The following is a 21,705-nucleotide window of genomic DNA, read 5'->3' as shown; positions in this document are numbered from 1 at the left end:
TCGCCCTTTCCATGCTTGCCAGTTTGTGCGCACAATCTAATTGTCCGAATGCGCAATCTGTATGCGGGTGCCCTCTTCGACCCCGCGCACTTCGACGAATTCGTCATCGGCGAGCCCCAACTCGACCGTGCGCTCGCTCTGAAAGGGCCCGTAAAGCACGGTGAGCTGCGCGCGACCGTCACGGATCACGATGCTCCGGCGCGGAACGCGCGCGGCCACGTTTCGCTCCCCGAGACGGATGAGCACCTCGAACCGTTGGCCGAGCGGGAACGACGGGGTGTTCTCCGCGTCCCATCGCACCCAGGCCGCGCGAACGAGGCCATCGCCCTTGACCTCGCCCGCCTCGATCTCGCGCGAGCGCCTCTCCAGCTTGGCCGAGGCGCGGACCACGTGCCCCGCGAAGTGCTCGGCGCTCCCGAAGCGCAGCGCGGTCACCTCCGCGCCGACCCGGATGCGCTCCGAGTCGGACTCTTCGATCTCGACGCGCAGCTCGGCGTTCGATGTGTCCGCGATCTCGAACGCCGCTGGCCGCTCGTCCCGGTCCGCGGTGAAGGTGTCGCCTGGATCGAGGCGGCGCGCGATCACGGTGCCGGCGATGGGCGCGACCAAGTCCGCGTGGCCGAGCTTCTTGCGCAGATCCTCGGCCATGGCCCGCGCGGCCTGCGCGCGCGCGGTGGTGGCGATCACGTCCGCGCGCCGCCCCGCCTCGCCCACGCGCGCCTTGGCGATGGCCGACGAGAGGCGCGCCTTGGCCTCGCGCGACGCGTGCACGGCATCCTCCGACGCCGTGTGCGCGAAGGTGCCGCTCGCCTCGAGCGATCGCGCCTTCCGTGCCCGCTCCTCGAGCAAGCTCACCTCGCGCTTGGCGGTGTCCACGCCCAGCTCGAACCCTTGCATCTCCGAGGGCGCCCCCTTGGCGCTCGCCGCCGCCAGCGCGCCCAGCGCGTGCGCCTCCGCCTCGAGGCGCGCCAGCTCCGCTTCGTGCGTCGCGGGATCCACCTCCGCCAGCACTTGCCCGGCCACCACGGTGTCGCCCTCCGCCACCAGGACGCGAAGCACGCGGCCATCCATCCGCGGCCTCACCTTGGCGACGCCGCCTTGGGCCACCACGATGCCGCGCGCGGCGATGGACTCGGTCACCTTTCCCGCGGTCACGCGCGCCGTGGGAGCGCGGAGCGCGCTGTACGCCCACGCGCCCCCCGCCAAGGCCAAAAGAACGATGGATTGAGCAATGGCCGCCGCAAAAAGCCTCTTCTGGCGCGTCACGATGGCGTGGTCCTTTCAAAGGGATCGAAGTCGCTCTCCGCGCGGTGCGTGTAGCGCTCGCGCACGATGTAGCCGTCTTGCATCTCGATGACGTGGTCCGCGTACTCTTTCAAGCGCGCGTCGTGGGTGACGATCAGCACCGCGTGGCCAAGGTCGGCGTGCTCGCGCAAGAGCCTCATCACGGCGTGCCCGCTCGCCGGATCGAGCGCGGCCGTGATCTCGTCGCCAAAGAGGAGCGACGGCGCCGTGGCCAGCGCGCGCGCCACCGCCACCCGTTGCCGCTGCCCGCCCGAGAGCTGCCCCGGCCGGCGCGCCACGAGCTCCGCGAGGCCGACCCGCTCGAGGCAGTGCAGGGCGCGCGCGCGCGCGTCCCCCGCAGGTGCGCCCTTCATGCGGAGCGCGGCCATCACGTTCTCCAGCGCCGTCAAAGCCGGAAACAGGTTGTACGTCTGAAAGACGAAGCCGACGCGCCGCCGCCGGAGCTCCGCGATCCGGTGCGGAGGGAGCGCCGTCATGCGTTCGCCGCACAGATCCACGTACCCGTCCGAGGGCCGAAGGAGCCCGGCGAGGATGGACAGCAGGGTCGTCTTGCCTGAGCCAGATGGCCCCATGACGAGCGCCAAATGGCCCGATTGGATGCACAGATCGACGCCGTGGAGCACCTCGGTCTCGGCCTGGCCGGTGACGAACGATTTTTTGATGCCGTGGGCCGCGATGAGCAGGCCGGCCTGGCCGAGCTGGCCCCTCTCGCCGGGCATCATAGGAGCACCTCGAACGGATCGAGCTTCAAGACGCTGCGAACGCTCCCGAAGCTGGCGAAGGCGCACATGGCCACGATGGCGGCGGCCGCCCGGAGCAAGACGCCGGGGGTGTAGACGATGGGGAGCCCCACGTCGGCGCCGCCCCGCTGGAGCGCGAGCGCGGCCGCCATCCCCAGCGCGCTGCCGACCACCGCCAGAAACGCGGCCTGCCATCCGACGAACTGCACCAGCTCGAGGGACGATGCGCCCATCGCCTTCCAGGTCGCGAGCTCCTTGGCGTGGTCGCGGGTCATGGAAAAGAGCGTCTGCCCCACCAGCACGACGCCGACGATGAGGCCGAGCGACGCGCTGAAGGTCAGCACCGCCCCCACGCCCGACGCGCCCACCCAATACGACTCGGTCATCTCCCGAAACTCGCCGGTGGTCTTGATCTGCAGATCCGAGCGGCTCTGGACGAGCGACTTCAAGAGCGCGACGCACCCCGGCTCCTTGACGGTGACGATCCAAAACGTGACATCGCCCTCGGCGATGCCCGCGATGCGCCGCGCGTTGCCCAGATCGGCAAAGACGTAAGGAAAGAGCGTAAACGACCGGATCCCTTTGGACAGGGCGGTGACCAGCGAGGGCTTCCCATTGACGAGCAACGAGGAGCCGATGGGATGATCCGGCAACCGCAGCTTGCGCAGCTCCGTCGCGTCCACGGCGACCCGCATGGGGCGGTGGAGATCGCCGGGCAGGCCCTCGTTCAAGGTCCATGGGACCATATCGTGCGGCGCCGAGTCGTACCCGATCAGGTTGACGCTGGTGACCAAGGTGCCGGACTTTCGGACGAAGGCCCAGGCCAAGATCATCCCCCGGACTTGCTCCACGCACGGCTGGGAGGCGGCCACGGCGCGCGTCCCGGCCGAAATGGTCTCCGCGTTGTCGATCACCTCGGTCCCCTTGGCCATGACCCATAGATCGCCGCCGACCCGCGAAATGAGCTGCGACGAGATCGAGAGAAACCCCTGGTAGAGCCCGAGCTGCACGACCACCAACGTCGCCGCGAACGCCACCCCCGCGAGCGCCGCGACGAGCTTCCTTCGATCGAAGAGCAGCGACTGAATGGCAATCTGGAACATGAATGCCAACGCGCAACAGCAAGCGATGTACCCACCGTTCTACGCGGGCCGCGGGGGTGGCCACGACAGCATGTACGCACACCGTGTCCGCTCATTCTGACCGTTCGGTGCGCTCGGCGCGCGTGTGCACGCAAAGAGCGGGTTTCACGACCTTGGTCCGATTCGAGCTAAGCCGCCTCTTCACCATGATCCCTTTTCTCTTGTTGGCACGGTACGCGGGCCGTCTCGCGGGGAACATGCTCTACCCCTGGCTGATCGGAGCGCGAGACCGATTATGCCATTACGACAAGCAACCCATCTGGGTTCCCGATCGCCCGATCGGCGACTTCATGCAAGACGCCATCGTGGCGCAAGCGCTGCAAAAGGAGGCCAATGAAATCAAACGATTCCTCGATTACTGGCACCCCGTTCAAGGGTTGAATTTTCTGAAAAAGACGCTGATCGAATTCTCCGTCACCAGCAATAGCCCCGGCCTGGGGATGATGCTCTATGGAGAGAACCGCACGATGACCCGAGCCTTCGGCGACTACTGCCGGAGCTTGGGCATCTACAACGAAGCGGTGGGGCTCTGCTGCGCCATCTGCGATGCATTTCGCCCCTCCGATCTGGGGATGGTGCGCGCGGAGTTCAAACCCAAGAGCCCGACCCGCTATTCCATCGCCTCGAGCTGGTACTTCGACCTCCTCCGGGGCCACTCGGGGTTCAACGAGAAGATGCGGCGCCTGCCGCCGCGCTACCAGGGCCGCGCCCTCGCCGATCGAGTCAGCGTGTTCTCCGCGGCCCTTTCGCCCGATTATTATCCGCTCTTCTTCGGACTAAGCTTCCTCGGGGATGGAACCTTGGAGTCGAAGATGTACCTGCTGCGCTTCGACAAACATCGATCCCCGTTCTACCGCGGCTCCACGCTCTGGCGGTTCATCCAGCGCATGGATGTCCCCGAGCAGGAGATGCACCGTCTCAAAGACGTCACCGATCGGATTTGGTCCGGCTCCAAGGACAAAATGACGCAGATCGCGGTCGAGGTCTCCGAGGCGCGCGCGGCGCCCGCCCGCGTAAACCTCATTTACTGCGGCACTCCTCTCTCCACCATCAAACAAGCGATCGACTCGTTCGGATATTCCGAGGTGACAGGGCAATCCGTCGAGACGTTCGAGCGCATGATGCAAACCGACTATGTCAAGTACGTCGGGATCCGGGTCACGCCCAAGGGGGTCAGCCCGCGCTTCAAACTTTACGGGCAGGCCATGTTCCAGCTCACGGAGCCGTACGTGCGCGAAGACCGGCTCCACACCAAGCCCCGCATGGAGGCGAATCGCACGAGCGAAGTCCGTATCCGCGAGCCCGAAGATCGCGTCCCCGAACCCGAGGTTCGTACCGCTTAAATTGCCGGCTGCCGGCTACCGACTCGAAAGATTATCGACTTTCGCCCGAGAGGGCGAAAGTCGATTTTTTCAAAGCACCCCGGGGACCATCAACCCCTTCGGGTCCAGCGATTTTTTGACGTCCATGAATCGCTGATAAATGGCGTCACCAAAGTAGCGGCGGTAATCGAAGTCCTTGGGGAGGAGCTCGGCCTGGATGTAACGGCGGTAGCGGGGATTGGACAGCGCGAGCTCCGTCACCTCCTGCTCGATCGCGCGCATGGCCTCGAGATCGAAGCCCTTGGCGTGGGGTTTTCCCCAGATCCCAACCGCCTTGAGCGACTCCTGGGCCGGGTGGATCAGCGGTGGATTGAAGCGCCGGAAAACGATGGAGTACACGTAAGGCCAGCGCGGCCGCCACGCGCGCCTGTGTTTGGCGCCGATGGCGATGATGCGTTTTCCCGCGTCGATCCAGTCCGCCTCGGGCACGAACAGCGTATACCAGTTGATGCGCGTATCGTCGGTGGGGCTCTCGGCGACCACGCCTTCTTTTCCCATGGGATACGGACGGGGCGGCAGCCGGGGATTGGAGCGAATCCGCAGCTTGACCTCGAACGCGATCCCCAATTGCCCCATCGAGCCAAAGAGCCATTGGAACTCCTCGTGGCAGCGGGAAAAACGCCGGATCCGGCCGTCGCCGGTGACCATGGTGACCTCCTTGACCGTCTCCCAAAATCCACCGTGCCGGGCGCTCCCGACGCCGAATCCACCGGCCGAGAGAAATCCTCCCACCGTGGACGCCGCCGCGTTCCCATCGTTGTAGACGAGCAGCTCGAAGCCATGCGCCTCCACCGTCGCGCGAACGTCCCAAATGGCGGCGCCGCTCCCCACGGTGATCGTCTCTTCTTCCTCGAACCGATAATGCCGGCAAGCCTTGGTCGAGACATAGAGCTCGTTCGCGCGCGGCACCGACGCGCCGTTCATCGAGTGGCCATTTCCGCGGATCCGAACGGGGACGCGGTGCTCGTTCGCCCATGCCACCGCCGCGCGCAGAGCGTGGAGATCGGCCGGTTCGACGGCATCATACGCGTCGGACGAGGTGCTCAGCCGGCCGTGATCGGTGACGCGGGCGCTGGTGCGTTGGGGCGCGGGCGCGAAAGCGGGCGCCGTGGAGCCGCGGAGCGCGTCGCGTGCGGAGCGGCCATCGTCGGCGAGGGGCTCGGCGTCGTAACCCGGATTCCCGACCTCGCCGCGGTATTGCAGCTCCGAGGAGGCCCTCGCCGCGTACCACGCGAAGAACTGCGCCACGCCGACGGCGTAGGCCACCCTCGAGCTCCTGGGAATTTCGGGTGCGGGGCGTGCGAGCTCGGATTGAACGGTCATGACTCCTCCATGAATGCAAGTTGCTCGGTCAAAAGGGCCGCGATCTCGCCCTCGGACAGGGCGTCCAAGCTCGCGACGGGCGCCGCCGCCGTAAAGTCGAGCGGGATGAAGTCGGTCATGAGCCGATCCGAGAGCTTCTCCGTGGTCGGGTAATTGAAGACGAGGGTCGCCGGGAGCGTAATCCCGAGCCCCGCCTGCAATCGGTTTTTGAGCTGCAGCGCGGCGAGCGAATCGATGCCCATATCGGTGAACCCTTGCTGCAGATCGACGGCCTCGGACGAGGCGAGGCCGCGCATCCACGCCACCTGCTCGCGGACGTAGTCGACCAGCGCCTTCCGGCGCATGGGGGGCTCGGTGGCCTCGAGCTTGGCCAGGAAGGTCGCGCGGACGGACACCTCGCCCGTGCTCTTGGCGCGCACGAGATCGGCGATGTATGGCGCCGGCGCGTCACCGGCGAAGGCGCGCCAATCGATGGGCAGGACGCCCATTTGAACGGCCTCGGTCCCCAGGAGAAACGCGAGCGCGCGCACCCCGTGCTGCCGGGGGATGGCGCCGAAGCCGCGGGTGCGCGCTCGCTCGGTCACGTCGACCTTGGCGCCTTCGGCGCCCGCCCAGACGCCCCAGTTGATGCTCATCGCCGCCAGGCCCATCGCGCGGCGGTGGTGGGCGAGGGCGTCGAGGAAGGCGGCGCCCGCGCAATGGTTCGCTTGCCCGGCGGAGCCGAGGAGCGAGGCCACCGACGAGAACAGGACGAAGTGGTCGAGCGCGTAGCCGGCGGTCGAGAGGTGCAGGTTCCAGGCGCCCGTCACCTTCGCGCGGAAGAGCGCGTCGAAGCGCGCCCGCGTTTGCTGCCGGAGGGTGGCATCGTCGATGACGCCGGCGGTGTGGAAGACGCCCGCGACGGGCGCGCCGTCGCGCTCGATCGTGCGAAACAGGGCGGCGAGCGCCTCGCGGTCGGCGATATCGACGCGGTGATGGTCGATGCGGACGCCCAGCGCGCGCAAGCTCGCCAGGCGGGCCTCTGCGGCCGGATCGGGCGTGCTTCGTGCGATGAGCAGGATCCGCCGCGCCCCGCGAAGGGCAAGGAGGGTCGCGGTCAAGAGGCCCAGGCGGCCCAAGCCTCCGGCGATCACGTAGCTGCGATCGGGGCGAACGATCGCCGCGCGCTCCGAGGGCGGCGCGATCGGTATCCCGCGGGCCTCCGCCTTGCGAAGGCGGGCGACGAAGCGCTCGCCGCGGAACGCGACGCGATCTTCGTCCGAAACGAGGCGCTGGCGGAGCTCCTGGGTCAGGGAGGCGAGCTGGCCTTGCTCGGTGTCGGCGGGATCGAGGTCGATGCAGCGGCAGTCGATCTCGGTCAGCTCGATGGCGATGGATTGCGCCATGCCCCAGAGCGGCGCCTGGGCGATCCCCGCGAGCGGCGACGGCCGCGCGCGCCGGGGCGACGAGGGCGACGCGAGCGCGGTCGCGGCGGGTTCGACGGGCTGCGCGCCGCGGGTGACCAGCCAAAGGCCGCCCGCGTAGCTGCGGTCGATCATGTGGTGAATCACGCCGAGCGCGCCGCCGGCGGCCTCCAAAGCGGCGTGGTGCATCGCGTCGGCGTCGAGCTCCGCGCTGGGCGGGCCGTCGAGGGCCCAGAGGTAGACGACGTCGGAGCATGCGGCGGGCAGGCCGAGATCGCGGAGCGCTTCGGCGAGGGCCGCGGGCTCATCGGAGATGGCGCGCGGGAACTCGAAGGTCCACGCGTCGATGCGGCGGGAGGGCGCGCCTCGGACCGCGGCGCGGGTCACCAGGTAACAAGGACGCCCTTGGCGCTCCAACGTCTGCGCCAGCTTTCGGCCCAGGCCCGCTTGGTCGGCGAAGATCACGCACGGCTCCTGGCTTCGCGCGGTGCTGCGGCGATCCGTTTCGATCGGGCGCGGCTCCCAGGTTCGCTCGTAGAGCCAATCGTCGAACGAGGCCGCGGTGCCTTCGTTCAAGGCGATGGGGTCGGTGCGCTGCAGCTCGAGGCCCTGGACGTGCGCGCGCAGATCGCCGTCGGGGCCGAAGATGGCCACGTCGGCGCGCAGTCGATTTCGGGCAGGGTCCACGGGCCTTACGACGGCGTGGCCAAAGCCGCCCGTGTCGATGCGGTCCAACGTGACGAGGCGTTCGATGCGAACGGGCACGTAGAGCTCCGCGATGTCGGTGCTCGGATAGACGCCGCCGACGGCCTGGAGGAAGGCGTCGAGCAGCGCGGGATGCGCCACATACCGTTCGTGGACATCGAGCGACGCGGGTCGTTCGACGCGGGCGAGGACCTCGTCGTCTCTCCGGCGCAGCGCCACGATTCCGCGGAACGAAGGGCCGAACCCCACGCCGCAGTCCTCCGCCCTGGCGTAGTACGCGGCGGCGGTCGTATCGGACGCGTGCAACGCGTCGGACGCTCCGGCCGCGCCGGCGAATCGGGATGCGATGCGCGCGTACTCCGGCGCGGGGGTGTCGCCGGCATCGTGGGGCGCCATCGCGGCGGTGGCGTGCAAGGTCCACGCGCCCTCGACGTCGCCCGCGGGGCGGCTGAAGATCCGGATCGCGAGCTCCGCGGCGCCGGCGCGGGAGACGGCACATTGAACGGTGCGTTTCGTGTCGCCGGGGAAGCTCATGGCGCTGAGCAACGCCAGATCCCGAACCACCAGCGCCGTGGAGCCAAACACGTGCGCGCCGGCGGCCAACGCCATTTCGGCGAAGGCGGTGGCCGGGAGGGTGGGCACCCCCTCGAGGCGGTGGTGCGCCACGAAGGCGGGCTCGCCCGGCCCCAGCGTGCTCTCGAAGACGATGTCGCCCGACGCCAGGACCGAGAGCCCCAGCGAAACGCCCAGGAGCGGATGCCCCGCGCGCAACGACGTGGCCACCCCCGTCGCGCGCTGCAAGCCGGCGTTCTCCTCCCAGTAGCGCTGGCGCTGAAACGGATACGTTGGAACCGGCACCTTGGTGCGTCGGTAGCCGGCATCGAACGCGGCCCAGTCCAAAGGCAAGCCTCGCACGAACAGCTGCGCGGCGCTCTCCGCCAGCTGCTGCCAGCCGCCGTCGTCTGGACGCGCGCTGGGCACGAAGGTGCCGTAGTTCTCGGGCACGCATCGGGCCGCCATTCCAAGGAGGGTCGCCTCGGGGCCAATCTCCACGAACACCTGAACGCCGTCGCGGTGCAACGTGGACACGCAGTCGCCAAAGCGCACCGTTCGCCGCAGCTGGCGGCACCAGTACTCGGGGGTGGCCACCTCGTCGGTGATCGCCTCGCCGGTCATGCCCGAGACGAGCCGGATGGCTGGGCGGGAGAAGGAAATGGTCGATGCCACCGCGAGGAGCTCGGGGAGCACCGGATCCATCAAGGCCGAGTGGGCGGCGCGGGCGATGTTGAGCCGGCGTACCTTCAAGCCGCTCTTCTCCAGGGCGCGCGCATACGCGTCGATGATCTCCGGGCGGCCGGACACCACATGGTTGTCCGGGCCGTTGATCGACGCGATGAAGATCTCCCACCCGCCCTCGTCCGCCATGCGCCGCAGATCCGCCTCCGGGGCGAACACGGCGATGTTGCTGCCAGGGGGCGCGAGCTGGTGCAAGAGCCGGCCCCGGTGCGCGACGAGCTTCAGGCCGTCCTCGACGCTGAATACGCCCGCGATGCAAGCCGCCGCCAGCTCGCCGGTGCTGTGCCCGACCAAGGCGTCCGGGACGATGCCCCAGGAGATCCAGAGCTCGGCCAGCGCATACTCGAGCGCAAAGAGCGCCGGCTGGGCGTAGTCGAGCTGGTCGATCGGCGGGTGCTGGCCCGGCTCGGGGTAAAGGACGGAGATCAGCGAGCGGTCCCAATGGTCGCGCAGGAGCGCGTCGAAGCCATCGATGCGGCGGCGAAAGCCTGGGTGCGTCTCGTAGAGCTCGCGCGCGGCGCCGACCATCTTCGAGCCCTGGCCCGAGAACAAGAACGCGACCTTGGGCGCGCGCTTCGCGTCGGTCTGCGCGCGAACCAACGCGATGTGCTCTTCGCCGCGCTCGGCCGCGCCGAGGAGCTCGGCCGCGCGAAGCGGGTCGGGCGCGATGACCCCGAGGCGGTGCTCGAAGGCCGCGCGGCCGGTGTTGGCCGAAAAGCAAATATCCGGAAGCGATGCGCCGGGCTCCTCCAGCCGCTCCCGGTAGCGGCCCGCGAGCTGCCGGAGCGCGGCATCGCTTCGGGCCGACAGCGCCAGGACGTGATGGGATCGCTCGGGGTGATCGGCGTCGTGGTACGCGTGCGGCGCGTGTGGCGCATGGGACGCGTGCAGCGGACGCGCGGGCTCGGGCGCTTCTTCGAGCACCAGGTGCGCGTTGGTCCCGCCGATGCCAAAGGAGCTGATCCCGGCGCGGCGCGGGGCACCGGCGCTCGTCCACGGCGTGGGCTGGTGAACGACATAGAAGGGCGTGCCCTCGAAGTCCACCTGGGGATTCAACGCCTGGAAGTTCAACGACGGGGGCAAGGTACGGTGCTGCAAGGCGAGCACCACCTTGATCACCGACGCGACGCCGGCGGCGCTGTCGAGGTGGCCGATGTTGCTCTTCACCGAGCCCACGGCGCACGAGCCGGGGGCGGAGGAGCGGCCGAAGACGCGGGCGAGGGCGGCGGCCTCGATGGGATCGCCGATGGCGGTGCCGGTGCCGTGCGCCTCGATGTACGAGATGGAGGGCGCGTCCACGCCGGCCGTTCGATGCGCCTTGGCGATGACGGCGGCTTGGCCGTCGACCCCCGGCGCCATGAACCCCACCTTGCGATGGCCATCGTTGTTGATCGCGCCGCCTTTGATCACGGCGAGTACGGTGTCGCCGTCGGCCAGCGCGTTGCGCAGCCGCTTGAGCACGAGCACGCCCACGCCGCTGCCGGGGATGGTGCCGCTCGCCTTGGCGTCGAAGGGGCGGCAGTGACCATCCTTCGAGAACACGCTGCCCTCCTCGTACCGATAGCCGACCCGATGGGGCACCTTGAGCGCCACGCCGCCCGCCAGCGCCATGTCGCAGCTCCCTTGGAGCAGCGCTTCGGTGGCCTGCAAGATGGCGACGAGCGACGTCGAGCACGCGGTGTGGACGTTGACGCTCGGGCCGCGCAAGTCGAGCTTGTACGAGACTTGGGTGGCCAGAAAGTCTTTGTCTTGCGAGACGAGGTCTTGAAAGAACTCGATGGGTTTCGTCAAATCCGGATACGGATAACGGTAATGGCTCACGCTCTTACCGGCATAAACGCCTGTGGTCTCACCGCAGTCGGCCGTACGGTACCCCGCGCTCTCCAGCGCCTCCCACGCGCACTCCAAAAAGAGCCGCTGCTGCGGATCGAGCTTCCGCGCCTCCCGTTCCGAGAGGGAAAAGAAGCCCGCGTCGAATTGATCATAGTCCTCGAGCACCGCAGACGCCCGCACGTAATCGGGATCGGCAAACGAAGACGGGCTCACCCCCGCGGCGAGCAGCTCCTCGTCCGTAAACGTGGTGATCGACTCCACGCCCCCAACGAGGTTCTCCCAGAACCGCTCCACATTCGGCGCCCCCGGCATGCGGCAGCTCATCCCGATAATGGCGATATCGCGATCGTCGCCGGCGGGCAGCGCGGACTCCATAGGGCGAGCATCGTCCGACCGCGGTGCGAGCCCCGCGGCGCGACCTTCGCCCGATCGCGTTGCGAGCTCCGTAGGGCGACCTTCGCCCGACCGCGGTGCGAGCTTCGCCTCATTTTGCTTTTGTTCGGGCGGCAAAGACGCCTTTGTCCTGCTGCCGACGTGCTGCGCAAGAAAACGGACGGTGGGATTGCCGAATAGCTCGACGAGCGGGATCTTGATCCCAAAAGCCTCGCCGAGCTTGGCGTGAAGCTGCACCAGGTGGATCGAATTGGCGCCGAGCTCGAAGAAGTTCCGATCGGGATGCACCTCCGCGAGCCCGAGCACCTGCTGAACGATCGTGCCCACCCTCTCCTCGATGGACCGCGCCTCCGCGCCCGGCGCCCGCACCGAAGACGGCGCGCCGCGCACGACCGCCCCCACCGCCTCGTCGAGGCTCGGCAGCGCCCGCCGATCGACCTTGGCGTTCGCCGTCAACGGCAGCGCATCGAGGATCCGGATCACCGCGGGGACCATATGCTCCGGCAGCTTGCGCGCGAGAAATTCACGCAAACGCGGAACATCGATCCCCGCCCCCGGATCGGCCGCCACCACATAGGCCACCAGCTTCTTGTCGTGGTGCTCCCCCACTGCCCCCACCACCGCCGCGCGGACGCTCGGCTCCAACAGTAACGCCGCCTCGATCTCCCCCGGCTCGATGCGCTGCCCTCGGATCGAGAGCTGGAAGTCGACCCGCCCCAAAAACTCGATGCTCCCATCGGGCAGATAGCGCCCGAGATCACCGGTGCGGTAGATGCGCTCCCCCGTCCTCGGAAGGACCGTGAACTTCGCCGTCCGCGCGCCCGCGCCCACGTACCCGCGGGCCACCCCGACCCCCGCGCAGCAAAGCTCACCGGGCACCCCGATGGGGCGCTCCTCGAGCTGCTCGTCGAGCACGTAATACTTGGTGTTCGCGATGGGCTTCCCGTACGGAATGCTGCGCCGTTTTTCATCGTCGCGCGCGACCGGGTGCGTGATGTTCCAGAGCGAGGTCTCCGTGGGCCCGCCCACGCTGACGACCTGCACATCGTCCCCGAACTGCGCGCGCACCCGCGCGGGCATGGTGACGGGTACCCAATCGCCGCCGAACATCGCCAGCCGCAGCGGGCACCCCACCCGGGCGCCGCCGCCCTCGAGGTGCGTCAGCAGCATCTCCATCATCGCCGGCACGGTGCTCCAGACCGTGACCCCCTCGCGGCTCATGAGCTCCGCCCAGTGCGAAGGATCCCGCCGCGTCTCGGCGTCGGGCATCACGATGGTCGCGCCGGCGCTCAAGGTCCCGAAGATGTCGTAGACCGAAAAGTCGTGGTGGAGCGCGCTCAGCGCGATCACCCGATCGTCGGCGCCGATCCCAAAGCGACGGTTGGTCCACTCGATCGCGTTGACCATGCCCTGGTGGGTCAACATCGCCCCGTTGGGCAACCCGGTCGATCCCGACGTGTAGAGGATATGCGCCAGATCCTCGGGTCCTTGCGAGGGCGCCAGCGGAGCGTCGCTCGCATCGCCGAAGGCATCTTCGGTCACCACCAACGCCCGGGCGCCGGGTGGCAGCGGCTGCCCCGCGAACTTGGGCTGCGTCACCACCAGCTTGGCGCCGCCGTTTTCCATCATGTAGAAGCGCCGCTCCGCGGGCAGCGCCGCGTCGATGGGGAGGTACGCCGCCCCCGAGGCCAAGACCCCGATGGCCGCCACGATCTGCTCCCACCCCTTTTCCATCACGATGGCAACCACACCGCCCCGACCGGCGCCCGCCGCGCGAAGCGCATGCCCCAGACGGTTCGCGCGCCGCGCGAGCTCCCGGTACGTGAGCGCCACGTCGCGCATCACCAGCGCACGCGCGTCCGGGCACACGGCCGCCTGCCGGTAGAACCCCGCGTGAAGCAAATCGCCGCTCAGCGGGCGCTCGGTGGCGTTGACCCCCGCGAGGAGCGCGCGCTGCGCCGGCGGCATCGTATCGAGGTAGGGCGCGTCCCACGCAAGGTCGTCGTCGGCCAGGCGGCGCAAGAGATCGACGTAGGTGCCGAACATGGCGTCGATCATCCCCGGCGGGAACAGCTCGGCGGCGACGTCCCAATTGAGGAACACGCCATCGCTTTGGTAGACGATCTGATGGTCGATCCAGACTTGCGGCGTTTGCGTGAGGGCGCAAACCAGCTCGCCGAACTCGCGCGCCAAAAAGTCGACCCAGTGCGAGTCGCCCGCCCCGAGGTGGGAGGCGAAGCTGGTGAGCACCACCGGCATGATGGCCCCGGAGATCCTCCCCTGCGCCTTGAAGAGCTCGCGAAGGAGCTCCACCCCGCTGATCTCGCGGTGCTCCAGCGCGAGGAGGAGCTGCTCGCGGATGGCGAGGGCTCGGGCGGTGAAGCTCCGCTCGGCCCGGTGATCCACCTCGACCAAGGTGAAGCTCGCGAAGGTGCCGACCACGTCGGTGATCTGCGGGTGCAGCGGCAGGCGGTTGAAGTGCGGAACGTTGATCGTGAAGCGCGGGCTGCGGCTCCATCGGGCCAGGATTTCGGCGTAGGCCGCGAGCAAGAGCTCGGGCTCGGTCAGGCCGCGCGCGCGCGCCCGCGTCTTCAAGCGCTGCCATACCTCGATGTCGATGCGGTCGAGCCACCGCTGGAAGCGCGGGCGCTTGAGGGTGCTCGGATCGCGCTCCAGCGGCAGATCGGGCGCGGGCGGCAATGTTTTCAGGCGCTCCCGCCAGTACGCGAGGGAGCGCTGGTAGTTCACGCCGTCGCGGAGGCCGTGCACGGTCAGCGCGTAGTCGCGGAACGAGAGCTCGAGCACCGCGGGCTCGGGGAGCACGTCGGGCTGCTTGTAGAAGTGAACCAGCTCCCGATAGAGGATCTGAAAGCTGTATCCATCGATGAAGGTTCCATCGATGCTCATGAAGAGCCGGCTGCGCCCGCCGTCGAGACGGCAGACGCGGAGCTCGAAGGTGGGCCATCGATCGAGCGGGAACACCTGGTGGGTGAGCCGCTCGCGGATCGTTCGAAGCCGCGCCTCGATGGCCTCGGGATCGCGATCGCGCAGGTCCTCGACGGGGATGCGGTAGCGGGGAACCGACTGCAAGATGCGCTGCTGGAAGCCGGGCAGCGCCACCGCGCGCAGCATCTCGCGCCGATCGACGACCTGGTTCCATGCATGCTCGAGGCGGGCCACGTCGAGATCGCGGCAGTCGATCTCGTTGTACGCGTGCATGGCCGCGCTCAGCTCGAACTCGGCGTTGCGGCCCACGCAGTAGGCCTGCTGGATCTCCGTCATCGGGAACGGCTCGTAGCGCTCCTCGGGGCGATGCACGATGGGCGGCAAGGGCGCGTTGCGCGGCTCGCGCTGCTGGCGGAGCAAGGCGAGGAGGGCGGGCTTGTGCGCCACCAGCTGCTGGCGGAGCTCGGGCGCGATGACGCCCGACGGAGCATCGACCGCCAATTGGTCGCCGTCGGCCCACAACGTGATGCCCTGCTCGAGCAAGGCTTGCAACAATTCATCGACCTTCATAGGAGGATCCTCGTAGACGCTTGCCCCGCCGCGGGGGCCGTTCCAAGCACGCTGGCTGCCGCAAAATGTTGGAGGAGCTCGTTCGCCAAGCCCTCGATGGTGCTCTCGTCGACGAAGCTCACGAGCGGCAAGCTGACCTCCAGCCGCTCCGTCACCAAATCGCGGAGCTCGAGCGACATGACGGAGTCAATCCCGATGGTGACGAACGACGCGGTCGTCGAGAGGCGCTCCGGCGATACGCCGCTCACGTCGCCGACCATCTCCTTCAAGCGCGCTTCGAGCGCCCGGTGCCGCTCCCCGCTCGCGAGGGTCAAAAGCTCGTCGCGCAAACGAGGGGGCCGAGGGGCCTCGGGGAGCGCGCGCTCGGCCACGAGCTCTCGAAACAAAGAGGACCGCGAGACCGTGGGGTGGCTGCGGCACCAGGCCTCGGGATCGAGCGCGGCCACACCGCGCGCGGCCGGGCGCTCGGCCCCCTCGAGGATCGCGATCTCCATGGCGAGGAGCGCCTCGTCGACCGACATGGACCGCATGCCGCGACCCGCGAGGCGCTCGCCGCGCCGATGGTCCGCGGCGGCCATTCCAACCTCGCCCCAGCTCCCCCATTGGAGGCTCAACGCGGGCTGGCCGCGCCCGCGGCGAAGGTGCGCGAGGGCGTCCAAGAAGGCGTTGGCGGCCGCGTAGTTGGCTTGGCCCGGCGCACCGATCATCGATGCGGTCGACGAGAACAGGACGAACAGCTCGATCGAGGGCTCCGTGAGCAGCGTATGGAGGTTCCACGCGCCTTGCACCTTGGGGGCCATGACGGCCGAGAACTGCCAGGGCTCGAGGCGCAGGATCGATCCGTCGTCGAGCACGCCCGCGCTGTGAAAGACGCCCGCGAGCGGCGGGAGATCGCGCCGGAGGATCGCGAGCGCGCCCGCGACGGACTCGGTGGAGCTCACGTCGACTCGAAAGGTGTGGACCTGCGCTCCGGCAGCGCGCAAAGGCTCGAGGGCTTCGCGGGCGGTGGGGCTCTCGGCCTTTCGTCCGAACAAGGCGAGGTGGCACGCGCCGCGGGCCACCAACCACGCCGCGAGTCGAAGGCCGATCCCGCCGAGCCCTCCCGTGACCAGGTAGGTGCGATCGCTTCGGAGACGAAGGGTGCGCTCCGGCGCGGACGGGTGGCGGCCCTTTTGGAGCGAGGCGACGAACCGGCGGCCGCCGCGAAACGCGACTTCGTCCTCCGGCGCCGCCGCGTCGCGTGCGCGAAGGACCGAGAGGATGTCGCGCGCGAAGTTGGAATTGGAGTCGGAGCTGGAATTGGAGTCGGCGGGATCGCGATCGATGCGCGTGCACCGGAGCTCGGGGTGCTCGTACGCCAAGACGCGGCCGAGACCCCAGAGCGGGGCGGCGGCGATCGCGAGGGTGCGGTGGTCGGCGGCGGTCACCGGCTGTGCGCCCCGGGTGATCAGGTAGAGGCGGGGCGCCTTCAACCAGCCCACCTGCGCGATGGCTTGCACGAGCGACGTCACCGCGACCGCTTCGCCGTGGGCCTTGGCGCGCAAGGTCTCGGGGCATTCGAAGGTCGCGGGGTCGCCGGCGGACGAGGACGAGCACACGAGGATCCCGACGGCGCCGGAGAGATCCCGGAGCAGACGAGCAAACGCGCCCACGTCGGCAAGGTCGAGGCGGTAGCTCGCCGGCGATAGCTTCTCGAACCGGGGCCCCGCGTGCGCCGTGATGACGTTGCCGCCGGCTTCGGACAACCGCGCCGCGAGGGGCTCGACCTCCTCCGGCCGCTCCGACACGATGAGCCATGTGCCGGCGAGCGTCGCTTCGGCACCGATCGGCGGCAGCTCGTTCCATGCGATCTCGAAAAAGAGCTCGTCGGCGGCCGATGGACTCGCTTCGCGCGATGACGCCGGAGCGCTCGCATCGTTCGATGCAACCGGAGCGCTCGGCTCGTCCCACCAATAACGTTCGCGCTGCCACGGGTAGGTGGGCAGGCTGGCCCGCCGCCCGCCGGGGTAAACGCCCTCGAAGCGAATGGGAAAGCCCGCACAATAGAGCTCCCCAACCTTGCTCAACATCGCATACCGCACGTCGCCATCCGGTGCGGCCGCCGGCACCTCCACGACCACGCCGTCCTCCTCGCCCGCGTCGCTCGCGCCCTCCGCGCCCGGAGCGACCGGCTCGCCCGCCGCCGCGAAGCTGCCCGACGCAACCCTTCGAACGCCCTCCTCGATCGACAGCCGCCCCGCGATCACCGAGGCGGCGATCGCGCCCGCGCCATGCCCGTGAATGCCGGCAGGCTCGACCCCGTACGACCGCCACAAATCCGTCAGCGCCACTTGAACGAGGAACAGCGCGTCCACGCCGAAGAGCGCATCCCCATCCACCCCGATGCGATCGAGCACCGACCCACCGGCGAGCCGCCGGAAGTGCGCATCCACCGCCCGCGCGCGCTCACGAAACACATCGCTCTGCCGCAGCAGCGCCAAGACGCTCTTCGGCTGCCACGACCGCGCGAGCTCCCCGCCGAAAACGAACACGGGCCCGCTCCGCCGGGGCACCGCGACCCGCCCGCGGAGAACCCCGCGCTCCTCGCGCCCCTCGGCGGCCGCGCGCAACCGCGACGCGAGCTCCTCGTCGGTCCCGGCCACGATCGCGATCCGCGCGTCGTGGTGCGCGCGCCCCATGCCCGCCGTCGCGCAGCGATCGTACGCCGCCGCGCGATCGCCCTCCCCCGCGAACCATCGCGCGTAGCGCGCCGCGAGCTGCCGCAACGCTGCATCGCTGCGCGCCGACAAGACCAGCACGTACGGAGCCTCGCCCCCCGATTCGCGCGCCGCGTCGCGCGCCTCCACGATCGCGTGCGCATTGACGCCGCTCATGCCAAAGGAGCTCACCGCCGCGAGGTGCGGGCGCTCGGCGCGGCGCAGGAGCACGCCCTCGCGGGCCACCGCCATGGCCGACCCGTCCCACGCGAAGCCCGAGGTCGGGCTCTCGAAGTTGGCCGCGGGAGGCACCTCCCCCGCCTGCAGGACGAGCACCGCCTTGAGCAACCCCGCGACCCCGGCCGCGGCCTCGGTATGCCCCACGTTGGGCTTCGACGATCCGATCCACAGCGGATCCTCGGCGGCCGTGCGCGCGGCGCCGTACACCCGCGCCACCCCTTGCAGCTCGATGGGATCGCCCAGCCGCGTCCCCGTCCCGTGCGCCTCCAGGTAATCGATGTCGCGCGCAGAGACCCTGGCCTGCTCGATGGCGAGCCGATAAAGCGCCTCCTGCGCCCGCGGGCTCGGCACCGTCAGGCCGCCGCTCGCCCCATTGTGGTTCACCGCCGAGCCGCGGATGACCGCGAGGATGCGATCGCCCTCGCGCTCCGCGTCCTTGAGGCGCTTGAGGATGACCACCCCGCAGCCCTCGCCCTGCACCATCCCATCGGCCGCGCGATCGAACGCGCGGCAATGGCCTGCCGGCGACAGCGCCCCCGCCTTGGAGAGAAAGACGCTCAGGTGCGGCGATAGAAGGAGCTTCACCCCGCCGGCAATCGCCAACTTCGACTCGCCCGTACGCAGGCTCTGACACGCTTGATGCACGGCCACCAGCGACGAGGAGCACGCGGTGTCGATGGTCATCACCGGCCCCTCGAGCCCGAGAAAATACGCGAGGCGCCCCGCGACATAGCTCGCATCGACCCCCGTGGAGTAGTGCGCGCCAATCTTCTCCAGCCCCGGCGCGCCGAGGTGCGCGTAGTCCTTGGCGTGAACGCCCGCAAAGACCCCCGTCCGCGTACCCGCGAGACGATCCGGCGCGATGCCCGCGTGCTCCAGCGCCTCCCAGCTCACCTCCAGAAAGAGACGCTGCTGCGGATCGATGCCCTCCGCCTCGCGGCGCGTGATGTGGAAGAACTCCGCGTCGAACGAGTCGACGTCGTCGATGAACCCCGCGCGGCGCATGCACGCCTTGCCGGGCTTCGCCGGATCCGGATCGTAGAGCCCTTGCAGCGCGCCGCGCCCGGCGGGGATCGCGCTCAGCGCCTCGCGTCCCTGCCAGAGGAGCTCGCGCAGCCGCTCGGGGCCATCGACCCCGCCCGCGAGACGGCACCCCATTCCGACGATGGCGATGGCCTCGCCCTCCCCGCGGGACTGCGCCGCGAGTTTGTTTTGCAACTTGGCAATCGTGAGGAGGGCCTGCTGAAGTGCCGTAAGATCCGCCGCTGAAGTGCCGTTTTGACTCATGACTCCACCTCGAGGCTGATTTCCTGCAGCTTTTGCGCGATCAAATCGCGCGCTTCTTGATCCGAGAGCTGGGCAATGGCCCGAACGAAATCGTCATCGTCCCCGCCGTGAGCCGGGGCACCGTCCACCGCGAAGGCCGCGCCCTCGTCCCGCGCCGGCTCCGATTCCATCGCGAGCCGCTCGAGGAGCCAGGACGACAAGAGCTCGATGCGCGGGAGCTCGAAGAGCGTGGTGGGCGTCACGTCGACGCCCAGGGTGCGCGCGATGCGGTGCGCGATCAGGACCACACCGACCGAGGTCAACCCCAGCTCGAACAGCGTCTTCGCGCGGGTGTCCACGCGCTCCACATCCAGCTCCAGCACCTCGGCCACCTGCTCGCGGAGGAACCGAACGAGGCGCTCCTCCCGCCGATGCGCGGGAATGGATCGGATCTCGAAGGACGCAGCTCTCTCCATATTTTGCGCGGGCTCCCGACCTCGCCCTTCCATCGGCCCCCGGCTCACCTCGGCGACCGTGAGCCACTCGGGCCACAGGGTTTGCCGCTGAAACGGGAACACCGGCAGGCTCACGCAGCGCCCTCCGGCGGAGGGCATCGCCGTGGCCAAAACGCGGCCCTCGGCCACATAGATCCGGCCCACGTCGAGGAGCTCCTCGGGGGTCCCCTCCTCCGCGAACAACGCCCGCGCCGAGCCGCGCACGAAGCGATCGAGCTGCGCCACCAGACCCCGCCGATCGCGCGCAAGGAACGCCGCGCGGTGAGCATGGTGCTGGCGCTTGAACGCGGCCGTATAGCAAATATCCGTGAGCGCCCCGTCGGAGTGCGCGTGGCCGGAGTGTGCATGACCGGAGTGCGCATGACCGGAGTGCGCATGACCGGAGTGCGCAGCATCGAGGCGCCCCTCCCGAAGAAAATCGCCAAACGCGAGCACCCGCCGTTCGAGCGCCGCGCCCGTGTGCGCCGACACCACCAGCACGAAGCCACGGCTCTCCCCGTCCACGCCGGCGGCGTGCGACGCGCGATCATCCGCCGCGGTGTCGGGCGCCGCCTCCAACACGATGAACGCATTCGAGCCCCCGAGCGAGGTGGAGATCACCCCCGCGCGCCGCGGCTCGCCCGATTCGCGCTCCGGCCACGGCGCCAGCCGCGTTTGAACCTGGAGCCCGAGCTCCTCGAACGCAATTTGCGGATTGGGCACATCGACATGAATCGTGGGCGGCAAAACCCGATGATGAAGCGACAAACATACTTTGATGAGCTGCGCCGCACCACCGGCCGCCCCGAGGTAACCAAGATTGTTGCTGATGGCGCCCAGCCGGCACGGCGGCCGCGCGGCCGGATCGCCGAGCGCCCGCGCGATGGCCGCCGCCTCCAGCGCGTCGCCTTTGAGGAACGCCGAGCCATGCAAATCGACATAGTCGATGCTGGACGCCGAGACGCCGCCGCGCGCGCTCGCCTCGGAGATGACGTCGGCCTGGGCGCGCTCGCTCGGCGCCATGATCCAATCGTTGCGGCCGTTGTGGTTGACCGCGCTCCCGCGGATCACGGCATAAACGCGATCGCTCGCGTCGACCTTGGCGAGCGGCTTGAGGACCACCATGCAGGCCCCCTCCCCGCGCACGTACCCGTCCGCCGCCGCATCCAAGGTCCGGCACTGCCCGTTCGCCGAGAGCACGCCGGCTTGCGAGAGCAAGATGCTGCCGTCCGGCGAGAGCATCAGCTCCACCCCGCCCGCGATCGCCAAGTCCACCTCGCCCAGCGCCAAGCTCCGACACGCCTCGTGCAGCGCCGTCGTGGAGGACGCGCACCCCACGCTCACGCACGTGCTCGGCCCGCGAAGATCGAAGGCATACGAAATGCGATTGGCGGCGAACGACGGGGTCGTGCCGAGCACCGCATATCCATCGATGGCCGACCAATCCCGGGTGAGCAACCTCTGAAAGTCGGAGAAGTTGATCCCCGCGAAGACCCCGGTCCGGCTCCCGCGCAGCTCGTCGAGGGGGATCCCGGCGTCCTCGAACGCAAACCACGCCGCCTCGAGGAGCACGCGGTGCTGAGGGTCCATCTGGCGCAGCTCGCGCTTCGTCAGACGAAACGCCGCCGGATCGACCATGTGCACGTCGTCCAGGAGCGCGGCGCGACGGCTGCGCATCGTTCCAGGGCGGGCCGCGGACGGATCGTGGAGCGCGCCCATGTCCCAACGCGTGCTCGGAATATCGCCCGTGGCATCGACCCCGTCGCAGAGCAGCTCCCAGAGCGCCCCGGGCGAGCTCGCCCCCGCGACGCGCAACCCGATGCCCACCACGGCCACCGGCAGACGATACCCCTCTTCGCGCGAGACCCCATTCACCATCACGCCGTTCGACCTCATACGATTAAGGCACTTTCCAAAGCACCGGGTATGCCAGCCAAACGGCTGCGGCCCACCCTTGGCGCGACGGGTCAT

Annotated in this window: 8 protein-coding genes; 1 reads left to right on the top strand and 7 read right to left on the bottom strand. The window is 69.1% G+C overall.

The annotated features are described in order from the left end of the window. Window positions 1-36: 36 nt before the first annotated feature. The 3 genes from LZC94_10665 to LZC94_10655 are packed head-to-tail and all read right to left on the bottom strand — an operon-like array spanning window position 37 to window position 3,148. Entirely contained in the window at window positions 37-1,266 is a 1,230-nt protein-coding gene (locus LZC94_10665) for an efflux RND transporter periplasmic adaptor subunit (protein ID WXB17712.1), read from the bottom strand. Beyond that, complete coding sequence (locus tag LZC94_10660; protein ID WXB17711.1) at window positions 1,263-2,027, bottom strand: ABC transporter ATP-binding protein; 765 nt, start codon at window positions 2,025-2,027, stop codon at window positions 1,263-1,265. Before LZC94_10660 ends, LZC94_10665 begins: the two co-directional genes overlap by 4 nt. Then, entirely contained in the window at window positions 2,024-3,148 is a 1,125-nt protein-coding gene (locus LZC94_10655) for an ABC transporter permease (GenBank protein ID WXB17710.1), read from the bottom strand. The genes LZC94_10660 and LZC94_10655 overlap by 4 nt, the downstream gene beginning before the upstream one ends. A 185-nt stretch (window positions 3,149-3,333) precedes the next feature. Between LZC94_10655 and LZC94_10650 the strand changes: the two genes are divergently transcribed. Further along, complete coding sequence (locus tag LZC94_10650) at window positions 3,334-4,530, top strand: hypothetical protein (GenBank protein ID WXB17709.1); 1,197 nt, start codon at window positions 3,334-3,336, stop codon at window positions 4,528-4,530. Window positions 4,531-4,599: 69 nt separating this feature from the next. Here the strand turns inward: LZC94_10650 and LZC94_10645 are convergent, their stop codons facing one another. Genes LZC94_10645 through LZC94_10630 form a run of 4 tightly spaced genes read right to left on the bottom strand, consistent with a single transcriptional unit; the run spans window position 4,600 to window position 21,630 of the window. Continuing rightward, a complete protein-coding gene (locus tag LZC94_10645) occupies window positions 4,600-5,892 on the bottom strand; it encodes an FAD-binding oxidoreductase (GenBank protein ID WXB17708.1) in 1,293 nt (430 codons plus the stop codon). Beyond that, on the bottom strand, window positions 5,889-15,038 hold the full coding sequence (locus LZC94_10640; protein WXB17707.1) for an amino acid adenylation domain-containing protein: 9,150 nt from the start codon (window positions 15,036-15,038) through the stop codon (window positions 5,889-5,891). The genes LZC94_10645 and LZC94_10640 overlap by 4 nt, the downstream gene beginning before the upstream one ends. Next, window positions 15,035-19,261, bottom strand: a complete 4,227-nt coding sequence (locus LZC94_10635) for a type I polyketide synthase (GenBank protein WXB17706.1) — start codon at window positions 19,259-19,261, stop codon at window positions 15,035-15,037. Before LZC94_10635 ends, LZC94_10640 begins: the two co-directional genes overlap by 4 nt. Further along, window positions 19,258-21,630, bottom strand: a complete 2,373-nt coding sequence (locus LZC94_10630; GenBank protein WXB17705.1) for a phosphopantetheine-binding protein — start codon at window positions 21,628-21,630, stop codon at window positions 19,258-19,260. Before LZC94_10630 ends, LZC94_10635 begins: the two co-directional genes overlap by 4 nt. Window positions 21,631-21,705: the final 75 nt, after the last annotated feature.

This window comes from Sorangiineae bacterium MSr11954, from assembly GCA_037157815.1.
Taxonomy (GTDB): domain Bacteria; phylum Myxococcota_A; class Polyangia; order Polyangiales; family Polyangiaceae; genus Pendulispora; species Pendulispora albinea.
The sequence above is the reverse complement of the archived record's forward strand: the minus strand, read 5'-3'. Positions and strand labels throughout refer to the sequence as shown.